Origin of the sequence: Leptolyngbya subtilissima AS-A7 (assembly GCF_039962255.1) — a bacterium.
GTDB lineage: Bacteria > Cyanobacteriota > Cyanobacteriia > Phormidesmidales > Phormidesmidaceae > Nodosilinea.
This window is the reverse complement of sequence record NZ_JAMPKY010000004.1, coordinates 460,675-480,466: the sequence shown is the minus strand read 5'-3', so window position 1 is coordinate 480,466 and position 19,792 is coordinate 460,675. Positions and strand designations below refer to the sequence as shown.

Annotated in this window: 15 protein-coding genes; 6 read left to right on the top strand and 9 right to left on the bottom strand. The window is 53.1% G+C overall.

The features are described from left to right. Nucleotides 1–2: 2 nt before the first annotated feature. The 3 genes from NC979_RS11810 to NC979_RS11800 all read right to left on the bottom strand — a co-directional run bounded on the left by NC979_RS11810 (nt 3) and on the right by NC979_RS11800 (nt 3,045). Complete coding sequence (locus tag NC979_RS11810; protein ID WP_190520860.1) at nt 3–833, bottom strand: oxidoreductase; 831 nt, start codon at nt 831–833, stop codon at nt 3–5. 249 nt (nt 834–1,082) lie between these two features. After that, entirely contained in the window at nt 1,083–1,583 is a 501-nt protein-coding gene (locus NC979_RS11805) for a cupin domain-containing protein (protein ID WP_190520859.1), read from the bottom strand. 31 nt (nt 1,584–1,614) lie between these two features. Further along, the gene (locus NC979_RS11800; protein ID WP_190520857.1) at nt 1,615–3,045 is read right to left on the bottom strand and encodes an FAD-binding oxidoreductase; all 1,431 of its coding nucleotides are present in this window, start codon (nt 3,043–3,045) and stop codon (nt 1,615–1,617) included. A gap of 660 nt (nt 3,046–3,705) precedes the next feature. Between NC979_RS11800 and NC979_RS11795 the strand changes: the two genes are divergently transcribed. Both NC979_RS11795 and NC979_RS11790 read left to right on the top strand, forming a co-directional pair. Then, entirely contained in the window at nt 3,706–4,626 is a 921-nt protein-coding gene (locus tag NC979_RS11795; RefSeq protein WP_190520855.1) for an AraC family transcriptional regulator, read from the top strand. 569 nt (nt 4,627–5,195) lie between these two features. After that, the gene (locus NC979_RS11790; protein ID WP_190520853.1) at nt 5,196–5,513 is read left to right on the top strand and encodes a hypothetical protein; all 318 of its coding nucleotides are present in this window, start codon (nt 5,196–5,198) and stop codon (nt 5,511–5,513) included. 352 nt (nt 5,514–5,865) lie between these two features. On the opposite strand, the gene NC979_RS11785 is transcribed toward NC979_RS11790, so the two are convergent. The 3 genes from NC979_RS11785 to NC979_RS11775 all read right to left on the bottom strand — a co-directional run bounded on the left by NC979_RS11785 (nt 5,866) and on the right by NC979_RS11775 (nt 11,057). After that, on the bottom strand, nt 5,866–8,715 hold the full coding sequence (locus NC979_RS11785) for a PAS domain S-box protein (protein ID WP_190520850.1): 2,850 nt from the start codon (nt 8,713–8,715) through the stop codon (nt 5,866–5,868). A 979-nt stretch (nt 8,716–9,694) separates the two neighbouring features. Continuing rightward, on the bottom strand, nt 9,695–9,862 hold the full coding sequence (locus NC979_RS11780; protein ID WP_190520848.1) for a hypothetical protein: 168 nt from the start codon (nt 9,860–9,862) through the stop codon (nt 9,695–9,697). A gap of 496 nt (nt 9,863–10,358) precedes the next feature. Continuing rightward, the gene (locus NC979_RS11775; RefSeq protein WP_190520846.1) at nt 10,359–11,057 is read right to left on the bottom strand and encodes a LuxR C-terminal-related transcriptional regulator; all 699 of its coding nucleotides are present in this window, start codon (nt 11,055–11,057) and stop codon (nt 10,359–10,361) included. Nucleotides 11,058–11,156: 99 nt separating this feature from the next. Here NC979_RS11775 and NC979_RS11770 point away from each other — a divergent pair, with 99 nt between their 5' ends. Then, complete coding sequence (locus tag NC979_RS11770) at nt 11,157–11,822, top strand: DJ-1/PfpI family protein (protein WP_190520844.1); 666 nt, start codon at nt 11,157–11,159, stop codon at nt 11,820–11,822. A 139-nt stretch (nt 11,823–11,961) separates the two neighbouring features. Here NC979_RS11770 and topA read toward each other — a convergent pair whose 3' ends face one another. Continuing rightward, the gene (gene topA / locus NC979_RS11765; protein ID WP_190520842.1) at nt 11,962–14,148 is read right to left on the bottom strand and encodes a type I DNA topoisomerase; all 2,187 of its coding nucleotides are present in this window, start codon (nt 14,146–14,148) and stop codon (nt 11,962–11,964) included. Nucleotides 14,149–14,545: 397 nt separating this feature from the next. Here topA and NC979_RS11760 point away from each other — a divergent pair, with 397 nt between their 5' ends. Together NC979_RS11760 and NC979_RS11755 are read left to right on the top strand one after the other, a co-directional pair. Next, a complete protein-coding gene (locus NC979_RS11760; protein WP_190520840.1) occupies nt 14,546–15,262 on the top strand; it encodes a Crp/Fnr family transcriptional regulator in 717 nt (238 codons plus the stop codon). 117 nt (nt 15,263–15,379) lie between these two features. Further along, nucleotides 15,380–15,973 (top strand): response regulator, encoded by a 594-nt coding sequence (locus tag NC979_RS11755; protein WP_190520838.1) that lies wholly within the window; start codon nt 15,380–15,382, stop codon nt 15,971–15,973. Between the two features lie 166 nt (nt 15,974–16,139). Here NC979_RS11755 and NC979_RS11750 read toward each other — a convergent pair whose 3' ends face one another. Both NC979_RS11750 and NC979_RS11745 read right to left on the bottom strand, forming a co-directional pair. After that, complete coding sequence (locus tag NC979_RS11750; protein WP_190520836.1) at nt 16,140–16,646, bottom strand: 2'-5' RNA ligase family protein; 507 nt, start codon at nt 16,644–16,646, stop codon at nt 16,140–16,142. A gap of 25 nt (nt 16,647–16,671) precedes the next feature. Then, nucleotides 16,672–17,781: a precorrin-8X methylmutase gene (locus NC979_RS11745; RefSeq protein ID WP_190520835.1), complete on the bottom strand. Its 1,110-nt coding sequence runs from the start codon at nt 17,779–17,781 to the stop codon at nt 16,672–16,674. A gap of 81 nt (nt 17,782–17,862) precedes the next feature. On the opposite strand from NC979_RS11745, the gene NC979_RS11740 reads away from it, so the two are divergent. Next, entirely contained in the window at nt 17,863–19,788 is a 1,926-nt protein-coding gene (locus NC979_RS11740; RefSeq protein WP_190520833.1) for a heavy metal translocating P-type ATPase, read from the top strand. Nucleotides 19,789–19,792: the final 4 nt, after the last annotated feature.

Below are 19,792 nucleotides of genomic sequence, written 5' to 3'. Positions count from 1 at the left end.
TGTTATCGATAATCAGTCGATTCAGCTAGCGCACGCCATTGCGCCGTTTCTTGCTCGACGTAAGCGTTTTTCTGAGCAATCGCTTGAAGGGTGTCGGTGCCAAGCGGCAACCGCAGCGGTGGCGTATCCGCATTGGCAAGCTGAAGCATGGCTTGGGCCAGCTTGACCGGGTCTCCTGGTTGCTGGTAGCTCAGTTGGGAGGCGATTTGACGAACCTTACCGACCGTCTCGGCGTAATCGGGAATTTCGGTAGCGGTGCGCTGGAGCGAACTGCCATCGAGGAAATTAGTGCGGAAGTAGCCCGGCTCGACCACCGTGGCATGGATGCCCAGCGGCGCCAATTCATCGTGCAGCGCTTCGGTGATGCCTTCAACGGCAAACTTGGTCGAGGAGTAGACGCCCCATCCCGGAGTCGAGCGGTAGCCCCCAATCGACGAGAGGTTGATGATGTGCCCAGAGCGGCGCTCACGCATGCTGGGCAATACCGCACGGGTCATATTCAACAAGCCGAAAACATTCGTGCGATAAACTCGCTCAACCTCTTGGGCGCTGGTTTCTTCAATACCGCCCAGGATGCCGAATCCAGCATTGTTGACTAACACATCGATCTGCCCAAAGCGTTCTAGTCCGGCTGCAACGGCCGCCTCTACTTGAGCCTCGTCGGTGATGTCTAGGCTGAGCGTCAAGGCATTGGGGTTCGACTCGAATTGATCCAGATCAGACGTTCTGCGGGCGGTTGCAATCAACTGGTCGCCTGCAGCCAGAACGGCTTTTGCGATTTCGGCCCCAATTCCACGGGACGCACCGGTAATGAACCATGTTTTTTGAGTCATCGGTCTATCTCCTTTATTGCCTTATCCTTTCATTGCCTTTCGGGCATGGGTTCATAGTAGGTTTTGGGGCAAGGGTTATAAATACACAGACCTTGCAGATCATTGCCTAATTTTCTCAAGCAGGAGAGCGGCGCTCAGAAGCATCCTCTAGAGTAGGGGCAGCCAACCGCTGAGCAGGATGTCGATGACACGCCGCTCAGCGGTTACGAGAACCCGGTATGGCAGATAGAGAACCCTAAAGGGTGTAATCTATGCCGGTTCAGCAGCAGCGTTGGCAGATGGAGCTTCAACGGACAGGGGCGCTCCAACGATCCATGTGTCGTGCTGGCGGGCAAGATCTGTCCAACCTGTAGGTGGCGTTTGACCAATTAGAGGGAAGAATTCGTCGATTCCACCGGGAACAAAGGTGCCCAGTAACCGAGCCCTGCCGGGTCCAAGATTCACCCATCCATGTACGGTGTTGCGGGGTACAACCACTGATGTTCCGGGTCCGGCCTCAAACTCTTCGCCTGCGCAGTGAAAGCGAAATTTGCCTTCAAGAACTTCAAAGATCTCTTCTCTATCTTCGTGATAGTGCAGTGGAGGACCTGAGAACGGTGGAACATCCACTTCGATGATGGTAAAAGCCCCTCCGACATCTTTGCTATGGACGCGAATAGCCATCTGCTCGTCGAGCATTGTATCGAACCAATCAAGGTTCTCACTTCGTCCGACAATTGCAGCTTTGTTTTGATTGAATTGAGTGCTCATTGTTTTAGATTGTTTAGGGGTAAAGGTAGCGCTACGAATTCACTGAGGTAACAAGCATCGCTTGGGTAGCGGTGGGCTTGATATTCTGGTTGCGATCAAACAGATTGGTGGGGTCATACTGATTCTTGAGCGCCACGAGTCGTGCATAGGTGTCAGGCGGGTAGACCTCATGAATCCGCTCTCCCTCGTCTGCCAGGAAACCCACATATGCTCCGTTAGCGTAAGGTAAGAGCGCTCGAAAGACGCGCTGAGTGCGAGCACCGAGACTGGCCGCATCCGCTGATAGCGGTGCGAAATGACTGACTAGCACCATGCCCTGTTTATCGCGGTGAGCAAAGGCTGTCGCATTGGGTGCGACCCGACTCATTGCGCCACCTAGAACCCGCAGGGTGATTAGCATTTCGGGAGACACGATTGACTGAGATGCTTCAACGAACGCGTGTATCATCTCGTCTGAGAAGGTCTCGAAGAATTGCGATCGCGAATGATGCTGAAAGCCAGGGATCTCACCAACGGCTGTGAGTGCAAACATAGCTGAATAGGGCATGGGCGCGATCAGGTCGGCGATTGGGGTGGCAAGCTGACGGAGGGGAGCGACAACCTGCTCACCCTCGCTGATGTCACCGGTGTAGCAGACCATAATCCCGACGACTGGGGTTCCCTGTTTATCGGGGGGAATGAAGGGGGCAGGCGGTGCCAGCATGACCAAAACTTCAGTGGAAAGTTCATCGGGTGCTGCCGCTGCTAGACGGGTGTACTCTTGCAGGATACGCTCTGCCTCGGTTGCCTCATAAAAGACGGCACCGCCCAAGATCGTCCCACCTGGGTGTAGGTTTACCTCGAAAGCCGTTGCAATGCCGAAGTTGCCACCGCCGCCGCGCAGTCCCCAAAACAGTTCGGGATGCTCATCAGCGCTGGCACGCAGCAGTTGACCATCCGCTGTGACTAGTTCCACGGCTTGCAGGCGATCAATGGTTAAACCGTAGGCACGGACCATCCAACCGATGCCGCCGCCGAGCAGCAATCCACCCACACCCACAGAGGCAACGTCGCCTGCCGTCAGTGCCAATCCAAAAGGCTGGAGCTTTTCGGCAACTTCACCCCAGGTCAGACCGGGTTCCAGACGGGCTGTGTGGTGTACCGAGTCAATCGTAATCTTCTTCATCTGAGAGAGATCGATCACCATCCCACCGGTATTGGTGCCATGTCCGGCGGCACTATGTCCTCCGCTACGCACAGAGAGCGCCATCCCATGCTCACGAGCAACATTGACGGCAGTTCTGACATCCTCCGCATCCAGGCAGCGCACGATCGCAGCGGGATAGCGATCAAAGCTACCGTTCCAGACTTTTCGCCCTGCTTCATAAGCAGGGTGGCCAGGAAGGATTAGTTCACCCCGGATCTTCGAGGCAAGTATCTCGATCGCTTCTCCGTAGTCATGCTGCCTCTCTTTTGGAGACATTTTTTGAACATGAGTTTGTCCATTTTGCTCGTATTGAGTAGTTCCTTGGTATTGTTCTGACATTAGTTAATTCCCTGCATTGTTTAGAGACAGTAAGAACACTCCTATTAATCAATAAGCTGTGTCATGAAAAGCCATTGATTCACACCAACACATTCCACCTTCACCATGCTTTGCTATGGCGTGCTTAACTCCGCTATCAGTGGTGATTGCTTGTTCAGTAAAAGACTAGAAGTGCCGAAAAAATCCGCAATAACCCCTACATCTGAGCTTTAACGGTGATGCCTACGCTAAGCTTCGCTATGTTGAGGCTTGACTCGAATCGATGCAAAGTATTCTGTTCGTAGGCAGTCGCCGTTAACCAATGCGCTGCTGACAAAATGATGGTTATGATTCCGGCTTCAATTCCACGATAAGCACATGAAATAAGCCCTGCTTTCTGAGCCACGGTAGCCCTCCTTTATTGCCTTATCCTTTCATTGCCTTTTGGGCATGGATTCATAGTAGGCTCCAGCAGAAGGGCCTTGAGTACATAAATCTCGCAGATCATTGCCTGATTTTCTCAAGCAAGAGAATAGTGCTTAAAAGAACCCTCTATAATAGGTGCAGCGAAACGATGGGAGGAGGTCTAACAATATGCCCCTAAGCGGAGAACTCAATATGGTAGATGAATCCCCAACGCGCGCGATCGCAATTGATGCGTGTCAAGAGCTAACGCAATTAGTAGCCCGTCACACGGAGGGCAGGGGAAACGGCATTCATTCGACGGCGATCGCTCAACTGGAGCTGATGCGAGAATCTGTGGCTCCTGTAGCACTCTGCTCAGTGTATGAACCGACGCTTTGCATTATTGTCCAGGGTAAAAAAGAGACCTTATTGGGTAAGGAAACCTACCACTATGGTGCTGCTCAATACATTGTTGTCACAGTTGATTTGCCGCTCAATGGAACTATTGTTGAAGCGACACCGGACAAGCCATACCTATGCTTTAAGCTCAGCCTAGACGCGACTCAGCTTTGGGATATCATCGATCAGATCCAGCGCCGTTCGGACAAACAAGAGAGTTCAGTGAGAGGCTTGTTCGTTAGCGATTCAAGTGTCCCGTTGATCGATTGTGCCACCCGACTGACGCGGCTTCTAGATACGCCTGAGGATATTCCATTCCTGGCACCGATGATGATTCGCGAAATCTATTACCGGCTTCTCATGGGCGACCAAAGCGAAGCGGTTTGGCAAATCGCGACTTCCGGCAGCCATATGCAGCGCATTGCTGAGGTGATTAAACAGATCAAAGCTGAGTTTGCAAAGACATTGCGGGTTGATGACTTAGCAGAGCAAGCGAGTATGTCTTCGGCATCATTCCATCGACACTTCAAGGCCGTGACCTCGATGAGTCCACTGCAATATCAAAAGCAGTTGAGGTTATTGGAAGCCCGTCGTCTGATGCTGGCTGAAGACGCGGATGCAACCTACGCGGCGTATCAGGTTGGCTATGAGAGCCCGTCTCAGTTCAGCCGCGAATATGCCCGTATGTTTGGTACCCCACCAAAAAGGGATATTGAGCGTTTACGAGTGGCTTGAGCATTGATTGTTCAGCGATCGCTAAAATTCACGTTGCAACGATGGTCCATCCAAACCGATCCCTCGGTGAGGGCCTAATTTTCCAGGTTCTGCTGCCGGAGTCGATGCAACTTCTCCGCTGCGCTATTGGCATAGCTCTTGATGGACTCATAGCTCGCTTAAGGCAAAGCAAAATGCTTGGGCTGGTTCCCACGGTCTTTTTTAGTAGTATCACAGCAACAAACCCTCTCCCCACCCCGTCATGGATGACCGCGCTTCCAGGTATGGGCGTGCTGAGTGCGATCGCAAAGTTCAAGGGCTGACAGCTGAGTTAACCTTTGAGGACTTTCGAGGCGGTAGAAGGCCAGTCAGGGCAGACTTGAGTGGGTTAGTTGAGTTGCCCTATGGACCTCCGATTTAGAAACTACACGAGCGCCTTATCTGAGTTCGAGCAAGCCGTTTGGGTTCAGTGTCCTCGGTGCAGTGGTCCGGTTCTTTCTCGTTGTTTGGATGAGCGTCTGACGTGGCGGATTGCCTGCCCTGGCTGTGGCTACATCAAAACGGCGTCTCGAAGCGCCAAGCAAAAACCAATGCCCTGGTGGACCGGCGGCTGGTGGGCCGAGTATCGAAAGCATGGGGGCGCGGTAGATCCGGTTTTTGGTTTACCGCTTTGGCTGCAGGTGCCTTGTTGTGGACATGTTTTGTGGGCCTATAACGAGCCTCACCTGGAATTTCTAGAGGCTTACGTGCAGGCCAACATTCGGGAACGGCAGGGGCGTAAAGGCAATCATCATGGCGTAGCCGTTCGGCTACCCCGGTGGATGAAGCTAGCCCACAACCGTTCTTCTCTCCTCAAGGAGATTGAGTATTTACGTGCTCGGTTGACGGATCCTTCCCTGGGAAGGTGAGCTTGATTGGGTTAACCGGAATTCTCGACTGCAATTAGACAATTAAAAGATGTGCCAGTTGTTCAAAAATTGACTAGTTGCCTGCTCGGGCAGATAGGCCAGCTGCTGTCATCGCACCAGTCAAGGAGAGAATGGCGGGTTGAACTGTTTTCGTAGTCCACAGTCGGATAAGTGACAGTGGGGCGGTAGCAAGCCTGAAGCCATCCGGCTTACCCCTGCGCGGTCCTCGACCGATTGGGGCAACCTAGGCTCAGCATATTTGTGATACACCCTGAGAATTTCCTACTGGCTGCACTGGCTGGTGGGATTTGTTTTGGTCGGTGCTGACCTACTGGCCAATATTGGTCAACGCTCACAAGCGCTCACTTAAGTTGACTACGACTGCAATAAATTCAGCGGGCTCCACTGGTTTGGGGACATGGGATTGAAAGCCTGCCGCCAATGCTTTGATACGGTCTTCCGTCCGTGCATAAGCGGTGAGGGCAATAGCTGGCATTCTGCCTCCCTGTTCTGGCGTCAAAGCACGCACCTGGCGCATCAGCATATACCCATCTTCCCCTGTCATGCCAATGTCGCTCACCAAGAGGTCAGGTCTTTGCTCCAGCGAGCTTTGGGTAATGGTAGCCAACGCTTCCCTTGCCGATGCCACGGCGGTGACCACTGCCCCGCTTTGCCTCAGAAGTGTGGCCAAGAGCTCTCGGGCATCAGTTTCGTCATCGACAATCAAGATCTTTACCCCATCCAATCTTGGCGCATCTATGAAAGGAGCCCGATCGCTGACGGTCGGATGCACTCGTTCGTGAGCGGTTGGTTCGGGGCGAAAGATCGTAATGGGTAAATTGACCATGAACGTGGTGCCCTTGCCCTCGCCCGCACTTACCGCCTGCACCTGTCCACCATGGAGTTCAACTAAATGCCGCACAATCGCTAGGCCAAGACCCAACCCACCATGGGCTCTGGTGGTAGTACTATCTGCCTGCTGCAAGCGATCGAACACGTAGGGTAAAAACTCGGGGCTGATGCCCTGTCCGGTATCGCTGACGGTGATCTCAACGTGGGAATTAATGCGCTCTAGGCGAAGTTGAATGCGACCCCCTTTCGGTGTGAACTTCACAGCATTGGACAATAAATTCCAAAACACCTGCTGAAGCCGGTCTGGGTCGCCAGAAATAGGTCCTGCCGCAGGATCTAAAAGACTTTGCAGGCGAATACCCTTGGCTTCTGCGGCCGGTCGAATTGAATCGATCGCCGCCTCAAGCACCGAAACCAGCACAACCGGGCGAACATCAAGGCGAAGTTTGCCAGTAATGATCCGAGAGACATCTAGCAGGTCATCAATCAACTGATTTTGCGCTCTGGCATTGCGCTCGATCGTCTCGATCGCTCTCTGTTTGGTGGTTTCATCCAGTTGTTTCCCCCGCAGCATGGTGGCCCAGCCCAACATCGCATTCAGGGGTGTCCGCAATTCATGGGAAACGGTCGCGAGAAACTCATCTTTCAGCCGATTGGCTTGGGCTAAGGCCTCCGCTTGTTGACGCAATAAAGCCTCAGTCTGCTTACTTTCCGTGAGATCCAAAACAAAACAGACCCAGGCAAGTTCGTCACTTTCGAGCTGTGCGGCTCCCAGTAAAATAGGCACATGGCTACCGTCCTTGCGGATATATACTTTTTCAAACGGGGCGCAACTGCCGGTGCTGGCAAGTTCCTGTAATACCTGCTCGTCTTGTGCAAAGTATTCTGGCGGTGTCATTTCACCCCAGTTCATCAAGCCATTTTGCAAGTCTTCACGGGTATAGCCCACCATTCTGAGGAAGGCATCATTTGCCTCTATAATTACGCCGTTAGGACCCGCCAGCAGCACACCAATAATATTGGTTTCTACCAGGCGACTGAAGCGGGCTTCACTTTTCTTCAGCGCAATCTGTTGGTTTCTTAAGTCTTCTGCTAAAGCTTCAGCTTGCCGTCGGGCCACAACTTGAGTGGTGACCTCAAAGCTAAAGGTCACGATCCCTTCTACCGCACCGTTAACGTCGAAAAGCGGCTGATAGACAAAGTTGAAAAACCCTTCCTCGAGCGTGCCATTGCCTTGTCGATCCAACTGAGCAGCGACTTCGTTGCCCACAAACGGTTGGCCGGTTTCAAACACTTGATCCAGCAGTTCAAAAAAACCTTGTCCTGCTAACTCAGGAAACGCTTCCCGCACAGTCAGTCCAATTAATTCACGATGCCCCGCCAATTGAGAGTAGAGCGGATTGGCAAACTCAAAGACATGCTCAGGCCCGCGATCGATACAGATAAGCGCTGGTGCTTGAACCAAGAGCGTATGCAAACGATTTCGCTGCACCTCTGCTTCGGCTCGGGCCGCTTGTTCTCGCAGCAGCGATTGATGACGCTCGACTTCTGCTTGTTTGCGCTCAGTAATATCCCGAGAAATGACTACTACAGCTTTTGCTGATGAGTCTGTACTCAGCGGCGTGAGAATGTATTCATAGGATCGCACCCCATGGTCTGTGACAAAATCAGTTTCACTTTTGAGCGATCGCCCGGTAGACATCACTCTCTCTCGCTGGGCATCTACTGGTTCCATGAGCGCCGCTGGTAGACCAATGTCTCGCCATGTTTTGCCAAACAAGGCTTCGGGTGAAAAACCGAGCACCTGAGCCGCACCATCGCTGACATAGCCATAGCGCCCCTCTTGATCAAAAACGTAGATGTGATCAACGGACGCGGAGAAAATTGCCTTTAACGTCTTCGCCTGGTCCTGCGACTGCATGGCCAGTTGCCAATAGTCTGCTTCACTGCTCCTTAGCTTTGACAACGTACGCTCAAGCCGCTGCTTGGCCACCCGCAGTTCGCCAGCGAGGACGCTGATGAGCACACCCTCTAGCAAAAATAAACTCAGCCGTGAGCCGCTGACCCAGTCAAGAGAGAGAGAATAAAAGGGCGGGATAAAGTAGTAGGTGCTAACGAGCCCGGATAAAGCAGTGGCAACCAGTCCCGGGCCGAAGCCACCAGACCAAGCGCTGATCATGACAGCGCCAAAGAACAACAGAAAAGGGCTCTGCGTCATCCCCAGCAAAGGGTCTAGCAATAACATCAGCAGGGTTGCTAGTAAAACGCTGAGACCAGCGATGCCATAGCGCGATAGTGGAGAGCGGATCAGATTTGGCATCCTCTTGGTTGAAATCACGTCGCGGAGCAATGGAGCGGGAGTAGATCGGATGGCTAATACCCAGAGACACAAATAAATAATACCGATCGCTCAGGACTCAGTAGGTAATGTTTATGTCTGTAAGCGCTTCCAGATTCCTTGACTAAGCCACCTGGCCGACGCTCCCCATCTATCTGCAACGCACCCCATCGGTAAGGGCACTATAGGTCCATGGCGGTGAGTTTCTGAAAACGTCCCGTAGATGCACCCCTCAACGGCACCGCTGGCCATTGGGGGTTTTGTTTGGGCACCATCGTATGGGTGGTGCTATGGACTCTGGGAATAGCCTGCTGATTGCTGATGTGCTCTGTCCGGGAGCGATATCGCTGGCGGTGTTGAGGCAGCGGATGTGGGCTGCTCCCCAGCAAACAACATGACTTGGGCAAGAAAGTAAAGCAAATTGGCTACATTTCGATGAACGTTAACGGGTTCGACGCGCTCGACCAGCATCCTGTAAACATGCCAGCTATGAAGGGGTGGAAATAGCCGGAGCAGGGCATTGTGGAGTTGAGAGCAGACATACTGCATCTCGTTTCACCATATACCCGAACTCTTATAACAAACTCGCCCCCTGGTGCCCCGCGCATCGGGGGGTTATTCACTCAAGCTCACTTGCCCAGGGTTATGTCGCTCTCTCCAAACAAGGACGTAGCAATGCAGGAATGCAGGCCTACTTTAAAGCCATCTCTAGGTGCAGACTACTGCTCCAGCTCATTTTTTTCGCTAGGGCCGGTCGGCCAGGGACAGCCCGATGATTCACAATGTCCAACAAAATAACCCTCGGCGATCGCTAGGGGCAGAGGTGAAATTCCATTTACGCTAAATAGCCGACCCCTGCTACTGCCCTCATTGATAAGGGCATCATAGGCAAGTAACGGGCAGAAGTCCTGAAACGTAGATGCATCCTGAGAACTAACCCCCACCGGCACTATTGGCCCGTGGGGGTTTTTGTTTAACATCTCCGTCGGCACTAGCCCACCGTCCATTCCTTAATTTTTTCTGCCTTAGCGCGATCGTATTGGGATGACACAACTAAGTCATCTAGTTCTCTGAGCAGCGCCTCAGCAGTACCTATGTCCCCATCATTTGTTGCTTGGGTGTAGGCCTCTAGCACAATGCGAAATTCGTTGTCTATCATTTGCCACCCTTCTTAGTGCTGCGTCAGGTTGATTGCTCCGTCTACGGGGTAACACTCAAAGTTATTGAGGAGCCACAACCGAACGGTGGATTTCACAAGAAGTCTTGCTAGTGGTGTTGATTGCGCTGGCGGTAGGGCCAGTACGAAGGAATGACCCACGAGGATATGCTGGCGCAGCTGAAGCAGAATCGGGCGGAGGCAAACGCCGCTAACTAAGCCATCTAGCCTAACCGCCGCGAACACATGCCGATGGACTGCTCGTCACTTGGGATCCACAGACGGGCGCGCGTGATCCTTGAAGTAAGGTTGAAGATAATGTGCGATCGCTGCGGATTTGCAGGGCTGGTCAACCAAATTTTTCTACGCAATCACCACTACAGGATGCCTAGGCTAACGATTTTCCTTCTAATAACAAGTTATGCGGTTAGTTGATTGGTGAAGGAATAAGCGAAAGACTACTGGTGAGAGTTTGACCAAACTAGATAGAGATAGCTTGTTACTTAGAAAAATGGGGTTGCATGGCGGAGATTTGTGCAACTAGTTCTGCACGCGACGAAACATTCAGCTTACGGAACATTCGCTTCAAAGCTTGCTTGACAGAATTTTCGGTAATCCAAAGTTCATTCCCAATCTCTGCATTGGTTCGCCCCAAAGCTACCAAATCAGCAATTTGTAACTCACGCGGTGTTAGTCGGCTGGTGTTAAACGATTGATGTTGGGGTTGTGGAGTCGTGCTGCGGGTAAGTCTCACACTTGCAGTCCAAGCAGACAGGTGCAAACAGACGGCACTTAGATCGGCTAAATTTTGAGTATCAAAAGCAGGCATCGATTTTTCGCGGGTACATCCCACTGAACCCACGACTTGACCACGATCAACAATCGGACCTGCCATTACATGCCAGTGATCCGGACGTGGACAGATTAATTTCCAGGCCTTGGGTGTTGTCACCAATCCTTCGTGAACGGGTGTATGGCGTTCCGCGATGTAACGCGCTACAGGATTGTGTTCGAGAGATAGGGCAAGGTTGAGAACGGTTTGAAACTTTTGATCTACTAAAAGCTGGTCGAAGAAAAAGATTCCAGATCGCTTGGCAGCAAAGTACTCCCCAAGTTGTGGCGCAAGCTGCGATCGCAAGCTGTCTTCATCCTCTGCTTGGTGAATTCCTTCAAATAAAAGCTTCAAGGAAGTGGTCATGGTGGTGAAAAGAGTACTCGATCGAGGACTAGTCGCGATGGGTCGCCATTCCTAGTATAGGGATAGATTTAATTGCAATCGCCGCAGGGAGATAAATTCATGACTAACTTGCAAAATTACACCATTGGTTTAGTCTTTTATCCTGGTATGACTTCGCTGGATATTCTTGGCCCACAGCAAGTTTTTAGCGGGCTACCTGGTGTCAAAATTCATCGGATCTGGAAAACACTTGATCCAGTCAAAACCGATGATGGAATGATGGTTCTACCCGATACTACGTTTGAAAATTGCCCGCGCTTAGATGTGATCTGTGTTGGTGGTGGCTTAGAAATGCCAGCGATAGAAGACGATCCAGAGATATTAGCATTTCTCCGTGAACAAGGCAGCACTGCTAAATTTATCACCTCAGTCTGCGGCGGATCGATACTTTTGGCGAAAGCAGGATTGCTCGAAGGCTATCGGGCGGCTACTCACTGGGCTGCCCGCGAGCAGCTCGCTGCATTGGGCGTTGAAGTGGGCACCGAGAGGGTTGTGGTCGATCGCAATCGAATTACGGGTGGCGGTGTGACAGCCGGAATTGATTTTGGGTTGACGATCGCGAGTATTCTTTACGGTGAGGAAACCGCCAAGATTGTTCAATTATTGCTGGAGTACAATCCCGCCCCTCCATTTGATGCCGGTTCCCCTGAAAAGGCGGGTCCTAAATTGGTCAATAAGGCGATGCTATTTATGCAGCAGATGTCGAGTTTAGAACTAGCAAAATAAGTAGGCTGACACAACTATTTTTGATACAAGCTGAGTAAAACCCAGCTTTATGCGACTTTCATCCTCTTTAATACCGGCATGATTGCTTAGGTCTTAACGGTTGGCATTGACGGCTGGGAACGTCTTTTCTAGAAAAAGCCTAAGGACTAGGGGCCGATATCTTCAAGGTGCCGAATTTGGGCGACCAAAACTCCCCTTGGCTCTGAAAGAAGGCGACTTCCTTACATTTGCCCCGGCGATTTTCTAGGAGTGAGCAGCGCAGCATGACTTTGTCCTGCCCGTCTTTGGTGTAGGCGTAGCGCTCAAGTAAAGCACCGCAGACAGGGCAGGGATGGTCGGTAAACAGGTCTGAACTGAGAGCCTGGCGCTGGGCTTGGGGCAGCTCATAGCGTTTGGCCTTAGCATTCCAAAACATGACGGTGCTGCAGCCGGGGCCTGAGCATTTGAGAAAGTGCTTCGCTTTCATCTTCTTAGAACGGGAGGGAAGTTTGGTCATCGCCTCGCCGCAGGTGGGGCATTTGGTTTTGGTCGGTTGACCATTAGCAGGCTTGGCCTTGGTAACTGACGATCGCTCAGAAGACTTCCCTCCCGGTGCCGGGGGATGCTCGGCAAAGGTCGGTAGGGAAAGGAGTTGGGACTTGGCTTGGGCGATCGCCGGGGCAAAATAATTCCGGTTCCAGTTGAGCAGATAGGCCTGCCACTCCTGATCGCCAGTGGCGATCGCATCCAGGGCCGTTTCCATCTGGGCCGTAAACTCTGGCTGAATCAGGTCTGGCAGGAGCTTCTCCAGGGCTCCATCAAGCTCCAGTCCCAACGCGGTGGGCTGTAGCTTGCCCTGAAGCAGATCCACATACTCCCGCTGCCTGAGGGTTTTGATGGTTGGGGCGTAGGTGCTGGGGCGACCAATCCCTTTTTGCTCCATTAGCTTCACCAGCTTCGGCTCGCTGTAGCGGGGCGGCGGCTGAGTCTGCTTAGCATCCGCCTGGGCCTGTGCGAGTTGCAGGGGTTGCCCCTGGGTTAGGGCAGGCAGCACTGCATCGGCGCTGAGGTTGTTCCAGTAGCGGGTGTAGCCGGCAAACTCGAGCACCTGGCCGCGGGCTTCCCAGTAGGCGTCGCCCGACTGAGTGACAATGCGAGTTTTGCGCAGGCGCGCCGGGGCACATTGCGAGGCCACCGCCCGGTTCCAGATCAGCTCGTAGAGGCGAGCCTGCTCAGCAGAGAGTTCTCGCTGAAGGTGCTGGGGCAGGTGATTGACATCGGTAGGGCGAATCGCTTCGTGGGCTTCTTGGGAGCCTTTGATGGCGCGATGCTGGGTGGTTTTGCGCGGCAAGTTAGTGGGGTCGTGCTGCTCTAGGTACTGGCGCACCGACTCGCAAAAGGGGGCGGAGAGTGTAATCGAATCGGTGCGCATGTAGGTGATGTGGCCCTTTTCATAGAGCGCTTGGGCCACCTTCATAGTGTGCTCGGGGCTGAAGTGCAGTTTGGAACCAGCCGCCTGCTGCAAGGTGGAGGTAACAAAGGGGGGCGGGGGCGATTGGGTGGCCTGTTTGCCTTCAATGTGTAGAACATGATGGGGATGGGTTTGAGCGCTCGCCACCAGCTGATCGGCCCGCTCTTGGGAGGTCACCCGCTCAGACTCCTGCTCAGCACCCTTATCTTCCGCATCTTTGGCCGGCGGCCGCTGCGGCTTAGGGCTGGTGCGATAAAACGCTTTGAACCCCTCGCCGTAGGTCACCCACACGCTCCAGTAGTCTTGGGGGACAAAGGCCTGAATGGCTCTCTCCCTGACGCAGAGCAAGTGCAGGGTAGCGCTCTGCACCCGACCCATAGATTTTGCGCCGTTGTTTAGGGGCCAGACTACGTGGCGACTGCCGGTGTAGCCCACCAGCTTATCAAGGCAGTCGCGGGCGCGTCCGGCAGCGACTAGGCTCTGGTTGAGGGTGCGGGGCTGGGCGATCGCCGCTCTCACCGCCTGGGAGGTAATTTCGCTGTAGACCACCCGCCGAGGGTGCTTTAGGTTGAGCGCCTGCTGCAAATGCCAGCCAATGGTTTCGCCTTCGCGATCGGGGTCTGTGGCGATGTAGACGCAAGCGGCGGCTTTGACCGCCTGGCGCAGCTCAGCCAACACCTTTTGGGCGCGGTCATCACGAGGTTGGTAGCGGCAGTTAATAGAGTCTGCCCCCAGATCAAAGCCGAGGGCATCTTCGCCGTCATTGGCAAGTTCGCGCACGTGGCCCATGCTGGCTTTGATCACCCAGCCCGAACCCAAAATTTGCCCGAGCTTCTTCACCTTGCCAGGGCTTTCAATCAGCAGCAAATTGGCCATGGTTGCCTCGATAGACCATCAAAGGTCTGAATGCACTAACTCAATAGTACACTTGAACTCAGAAATTTTCAGCATCTCGACTTGCGCCAAGCCAGTAGGACTAACTCTATAGAGTTGTCAGGCCCTCAAGCAGACTGGAAACAAGGACTGGCTAAGCTTTTAGGTATCGTTAGTAGGTCCAATTTTTTGCTTAGAGCAACAGGTGTACCTAACTTAACGCTACAAAGACATAATGGAGCCCCATTGCTAGCTAAATTTTTGTTATTGTGCAGATAGGCAACGCCAGAAGGCTTGCCCGGCTAGATTAATTTCTTTTGACATTGTGAATAAGATTTGAATCCTTCTTCCTAGTGCCAGTAGTTGTTTTTCTCAACATGGCTTGTCCCTAGGATAGATTATGTCCAACATTCAAAAATTCGACCTCCCTAAAAATCATTTGCTTGCGGTTTTACCAACGGAAGCATATGAACGGCTAGTTCCCCATTTAGAACTGGTTTCACTGACGAACTATCAGTCTATTTACGACGTTGATGAACCTGTTTCCTATGTTTACTTTCCGCACCACTCACTAATTTCCCTAGTTACCTCAATGGAAAATGGCTCTACCATTGAGGTTAGCTTAGTAGGGCGGGAAGGAATGGCAGGTATTTTGGCTATTTTGGGCGGTAAAACCAAGGCCCATCGAGCCTATGTGCAGAATCCAGGTCAGGCTATGCGCATGAGTGCCGCAGCGTTAAAGGCTGAGTTCGATCGCGGTGGACCGTTACAAAGCATCCTGCTGCGCTACTGTCAGGCTCTTTTTAGCCAAGCGGCTCAGTATGTTGCCTGTAATCGGTTTCACTCAACTGAGGAGCGGCTGGCCCGCTGGCTCTTGCTAGTGCGAGACTGCTTGCAAAGCGATACATTTATACTGACTCAAGAGTTTATAGGGGAAATGTTGGGTGTTCCCCGTTCTAGTGTCACGATAGCTGCTGGCAACCTGAGTCAGGCTAGTGTAATTCGCTACACCCGTGGTCGGGTCACGATTTTGGATGGTGAAGCTTTAGAAAACTGTTCCTGTGAATGCTATGGCGCTATTCAAAGGGAGTTTGCCCATTTGCTAGGTCCCCTATAGGAGAAAAAACCTGCCCTATGTTTAAAACCCGACCGACTTGACCGTTTAGAGCGGTTTAGGATGACCTTGGCTTAGAAAAGCTGGCTTACCTAGGTCACAATCTCGTTTTGGGTGATTATGCAGCCAGAATATCGTCAATGCGGATACGGCGACGAAACGAACTGTGCTGACTGGCTAAGTCTAGATTATTTGTTGCATTTAGCCAGCCCTCAAGCAGTGCAAATGGATGCAGACCATGGCGATTTGCTAGTAGAAGAATGTCAAAACAACTACATCAATTTTGATGGCAATCTATCTTCCCTAAAGGGCCTACGGGTTTTGATAGTTGATGGAGATGTCGATACTTTAGACATCTTTAGTTTTGTGCTGCAAGGAAGAGAAGCAGAGGTCTTCGCAACTACTTCGACCACCGAAGCAATTGATAAGGCAACTAACTGGTATCCCGATGTTTTGATCTGTGATATCAGCCTTCCAGGTCAAGATGGCTATGCCCTAGTTCACGAGCTAAGAAGTTTGCAGACCGACCCAGACAAATTTTTGTGTGCCATTGCGGTGACAACGCTGCTTAAACAACAGGACTGTCTAAAGCTTTTATCACAGAATTTTCGATCGGAAAGCTTCCAGAAGTATCTCCCCAAGCCAACCGATGTTTATGAACTTGTTGCTGCTGTTGCGGAGTTGACAGGACTTAAACCAAACCGATGGCGCTAACCCATTGGGTTAGCGCCCAGAACCATACATTCACCAGCCTCGAATTCAAGCCAGCCTTGGCACGCAATGCTCACTAGTGCTGCGGCTCCTAGCGTAGTTAACTGTGCGTATGTGGTTTCATAGCGTATCGCCCATCCGCTACGCCTTTTGGAACCTGGAATATGAGCTATTGGGCAAAGCAAAATTCCCGGGCTAACTCCCAAGGTCCTTTTTGGTAGTACCACAGCAACAAGCCTTCTCCCCAACCCGTCATAGATTGCCATTGTGCCTCCAGTTCTTCATATAGCTGGCGGGCTGCATTGGAATCCACCTTATTTTGAATGGTGATGTGCGGACGGTAGCCCTGGCGATCTTGGGGGATGAGCCATTCGTCCCAGGCGGTTGCTAGGTCTTTGTGTAGCTGAATCAGCTCAGGAGAACTAACGCTGATAGCGACGCCGTTGCCAAGCAACTTGGGCGAAGGCAAAGAAAAAGGAAAGTGCTTTGTCTGAGCGCACAGGGTTTCCAAGCTGTGGGAAATAGCCGATTCGCGATCGCCCGGCAACTGATGAAACAAAATAATGTGGGCCGGAACGACATTTCGCTCTGGGGGAAAGTGCTGCTGGCGTAACGTGTTTGCTCGCTCGAAAGTGGTTTGGTCTAACTTCAGCGTCAAAATTAGAGAATTACTCATTGGTTAACCGACACAGGGATTGAGCCTAAGAACGGGTAAGGTAACAGTGACAATCTGGCTTTTCAATGAGCGTTTCCACTAAAGAATTTAACGTCACTGATGCTAAAAGCCCACCACCGAAGCTGCCTTGAATCGTGATGTGAGCAACTTTTGTCTCCGCCAGTCGCCGCTTTGCCGCTGGCGCATGGCTAAACCCAATCGGCATGCCAATGACGAGGGCGGGCTCGATTTGCTGCTGCTCAATCAGCTGGCAGGCCGCAAGCAGCACTGAAGGGGCGTATCCGATGACCAGCACAGACCCCTTGGGTATCTGCCGTAGCCGTTCTTGCCAAGCTGGATGGTTGTAAAACGTTTGCTCTGCTTCACTGACTCCCGTAATGTGAGGATCATCAATCAGGGTTGCGATCGGACATCCCAAATGCGCTAACCGAGTGCGATCGAGGGTGGCGGCGACGCTTGGCAAGTCTGTCACAATACAACACTTCGCTTTAAGCGCTTCGCGAGCAGAGGCAACGGCACTAGGGCTCAAGCTGACAAAGTTGATCAAGCTAACGTCGCCACAGGCCAGCACGAGCTGATGCAGCAAATGAACTGTGACTTCAGAGTAGTCAGACAGGTCGGGGAGCAACCGTTGTAGGGACTCTTGAAATGCTTCTGGGTGCGCTGTTGTGGCGGCATCTAGATTTGACCAGATCTGGTCGAGTTTGCCGAGCTCCTCCTGGGTATTCACGTCTAGCTGCTTGATCTGGGCCAGCACCTCGGCCTGGGTGCTCTGGCAATCGCGATCGCGCCCTAGCAGCCCCTCTAGCGCCGTTGCCGTCTGCCGCAGCCGAGTGATTTGCTCAATCACGGCGCGATACTGCTGCTGTAGCTGGGTCATCAATGTGGGATTGGTGAGTTCTTCGGACTGGCTGTCGAGTAGCTGGCGAATGTGCGAGAGCTGAAACCCCTGCTGCTTGAGGGCAATCACGCGCTGGAGGCGCTGCACGTCTTGCTGGGTGTAGAGGCGGTAGTTGCCCTCGGAGCGCTGCACGGGCGGCAGCAACCCCAGGGTGTGGTAGTGCCTCACCATGCGGGGGGTGACGCCACCAACCGCGTCTGTGAGTTCTTTGATGGTTAGGTATGGAGCCTTCATCCCTCTAGCTTACTCAAAACATTGACATTGACATTAGTGTCAATGTCTAGGGTGAGGAAGTCTCTACTTCACGGTCTCAGCATGGTTTCTGCCAACCCATCTACGCCCCGGCTTTCTAGCCTGGTTAAAGATCACCCGGATGCGATCGCCGCCTTCGCCTGTGCGGCTCTCGTCCTCCTAGGCTGGCAATCGCTCCATCTGGGCTGGGTTGGAGCGGCCATGTTGATTTTGACGGCGGCCTACGTGATTGGCGGGTTTGAGAGTGCGCGGGAAGGGTTGACCACCCTATTCAAGGAGAAAGAGCTAGATGTAGACCTGCTGATGATCGTGGCGGCCCTGGGGGCGGCCAGTTTGGGCCTGTGGCGGCGAGAGTATTTCCTGATTGTGGATGGCGCGGTTTTGATCCTGATTTTCGCCATCAGTGGGGCGCTGGAAGGGTACGCCATGCAGCGAACAGAGCGCAGTATTCGCGGGCTGATGAGCCTGACCGCCGATACGGTACGGGTAATCCGAGGGGAGCGAGAAGAGACTGTGCCAATTTCAGCGATCGCCGTTGGCGAGCAGGTGTTGGTCAAGCCGGGAGAGCTGGTGCCGACCGATGGGTTGGTGATTGAAGGGGTTAGCACCCTAAACCAGGCACCAATTACCGGAGAATCCATTCCGGTAGAAAAGACTATCGGCGATCAGGTCTTTGCGGGCACCATCAACGGCAGCGGCGCCCTGCGGCTGAGAATTCACCAGCCGCCCGAAAGCAGCTTGATTCAGCGAGTCATTCGCCTGGTGCAGCAGGCCCAAACCGAGGCCCCACCTTCCCAGCAGTTTATCGAGCGCTTTGAGCGGGGCTATGCCAAGGTCATTGTGATGGCCGGAATTTTGCTGGGCGTGCTGCCGCCCTTTTTACTCGGCTGGAGCTGGGAGCAAACCATTTACCGGGCCTTGATTTTTTTGGTCGTGGCGTCGCCCTGTGCGCTGATGGCCTCGATTATGCCCGCGCTGCTGTCGGGCATTGCCAACGGCGCGCGGCGCGGGATTTTGTTTAAGAATGGAGCGCATCTGGAGCGCATGGGGCGGGTGAGAGCGATCGCATTCGACAAAACCGGCACGCTGACCACGGGCAAGATTGAGGTGGTCGGCATGCGGGCCGTTGAGCCATCTACGCAGCCATTACTTCAAGTTGCCGCTGCCTTGGAAAGCCTGTCTGAGCACCCCATTGGTGAAGCGATCGTGCAGGCCGCCCGCCAGCAAAACCTGAGCTGGACGGAGGCGGTTAATGGCCAAGCTCAGACTGGGCAAGGGATTACCGGAGAAATTGATCGCAAAACAGCGGTGGTCGGCAAAGCGGTCTTTGTCCAATCCCAGGCCGAGAGTCTTCCCCCAACCCTGGTTCAGCACAGTCAGCAGTGGGAGGCTGAGGGCAACACGGTGGTGTGGGTGGCCCATGGCGGTGAGGTGTTGGGCATTATCGCCGTTGCCGACACCGTGCGCCCGACTGCAGCGCGGGCGATCGCCCAACTCAAGCGGCTGGGGGTTGAGCAGATTGTCATGCTGACAGGGGACAATGCCCGAACGGCTCAAAGCATTGCTCAGCAGACCGGGGTAGATCAGTTCCATGCCGAGCTGCTGCCCGAAGACAAGGTAGACGTGATTCGGCGCTTGCAGAAACAGTATCAGACGGTGGCAATGGTCGGTGATGGCATCAACGATGCGCCCGCCTTGGCACAAGCATCGGTGGGCATTGCGATGGGAACCGCAGGCAGCGACGCGGCACTTGAAACCGCAGACGTTGTGCTGATGGCCGATCGCTTGGAGCACCTAGAGCACGCGATTTGGCTGGGTCGTCGGGCTCAGAATGTGGTCAAGCAAAACATAGTGTTTGCCCTTGGATTTGTCGTGATTCTGCTGATTTCGAATTTTGCGGGCAATCTGACGCTGCCCCTGGGCGTGCTGGGGCACGAAGGATCGACGGTAATCGTGACGCTGAGCGGGCTGCGGCTATTGAGAAATTAGTCGG

Bases quoted from the DNA above. Each gene is read 5' to 3' on its own strand.
- NC979_RS11810 (WP_190520860.1), bottom strand. From the start codon at position 833: ATGACTCAAAAAACATGGTTCATTACCGGTGCGTCCCGTGGAATTGGG.
- NC979_RS11805 (WP_190520859.1), bottom strand. From the start codon at position 1,583: ATGAGCACTCAATTCAATCAAAACAAAGCTGCAATTGTCGGACGAAGT.
- NC979_RS11800 (WP_190520857.1), bottom strand. From the start codon at position 3,045: ATGTCTCCAAAAGAGAGGCAGCATGACTACGGAGAAGCGATCGAGATA.
- NC979_RS11795 (WP_190520855.1), top strand. From the start codon at position 3,706: ATGGTAGATGAATCCCCAACGCGCGCGATCGCAATTGATGCGTGTCAA.
- NC979_RS11790 (WP_190520853.1), top strand. From the start codon at position 5,196: ATGCCCTGGTGGACCGGCGGCTGGTGGGCCGAGTATCGAAAGCATGGG.
- NC979_RS11780 (WP_190520848.1), bottom strand. From the start codon at position 9,862: ATGATAGACAACGAATTTCGCATTGTGCTAGAGGCCTACACCCAAGCA.
- NC979_RS11775 (WP_190520846.1), bottom strand. From the start codon at position 11,057: ATGACCACTTCCTTGAAGCTTTTATTTGAAGGAATTCACCAAGCAGAG.
- NC979_RS11770 (WP_190520844.1), top strand. From the start codon at position 11,157: ATGACTAACTTGCAAAATTACACCATTGGTTTAGTCTTTTATCCTGGT.
- topA (WP_190520842.1), bottom strand. From the start codon at position 14,148: ATGGCCAATTTGCTGCTGATTGAAAGCCCTGGCAAGGTGAAGAAGCTC.
- NC979_RS11760 (WP_190520840.1), top strand. From the start codon at position 14,546: ATGTCCAACATTCAAAAATTCGACCTCCCTAAAAATCATTTGCTTGCG.
- NC979_RS11755 (WP_190520838.1), top strand. From the start codon at position 15,380: ATGCAGCCAGAATATCGTCAATGCGGATACGGCGACGAAACGAACTGT.
- NC979_RS11750 (WP_190520836.1), bottom strand. From the start codon at position 16,646: ATGAGTAATTCTCTAATTTTGACGCTGAAGTTAGACCAAACCACTTTC.
- NC979_RS11745 (WP_190520835.1), bottom strand. From the start codon at position 17,781: ATGAAGGCTCCATACCTAACCATCAAAGAACTCACAGACGCGGTTGGT.
- NC979_RS11740 (WP_190520833.1), top strand. From the start codon at position 17,863: ATGGTTTCTGCCAACCCATCTACGCCCCGGCTTTCTAGCCTGGTTAAA.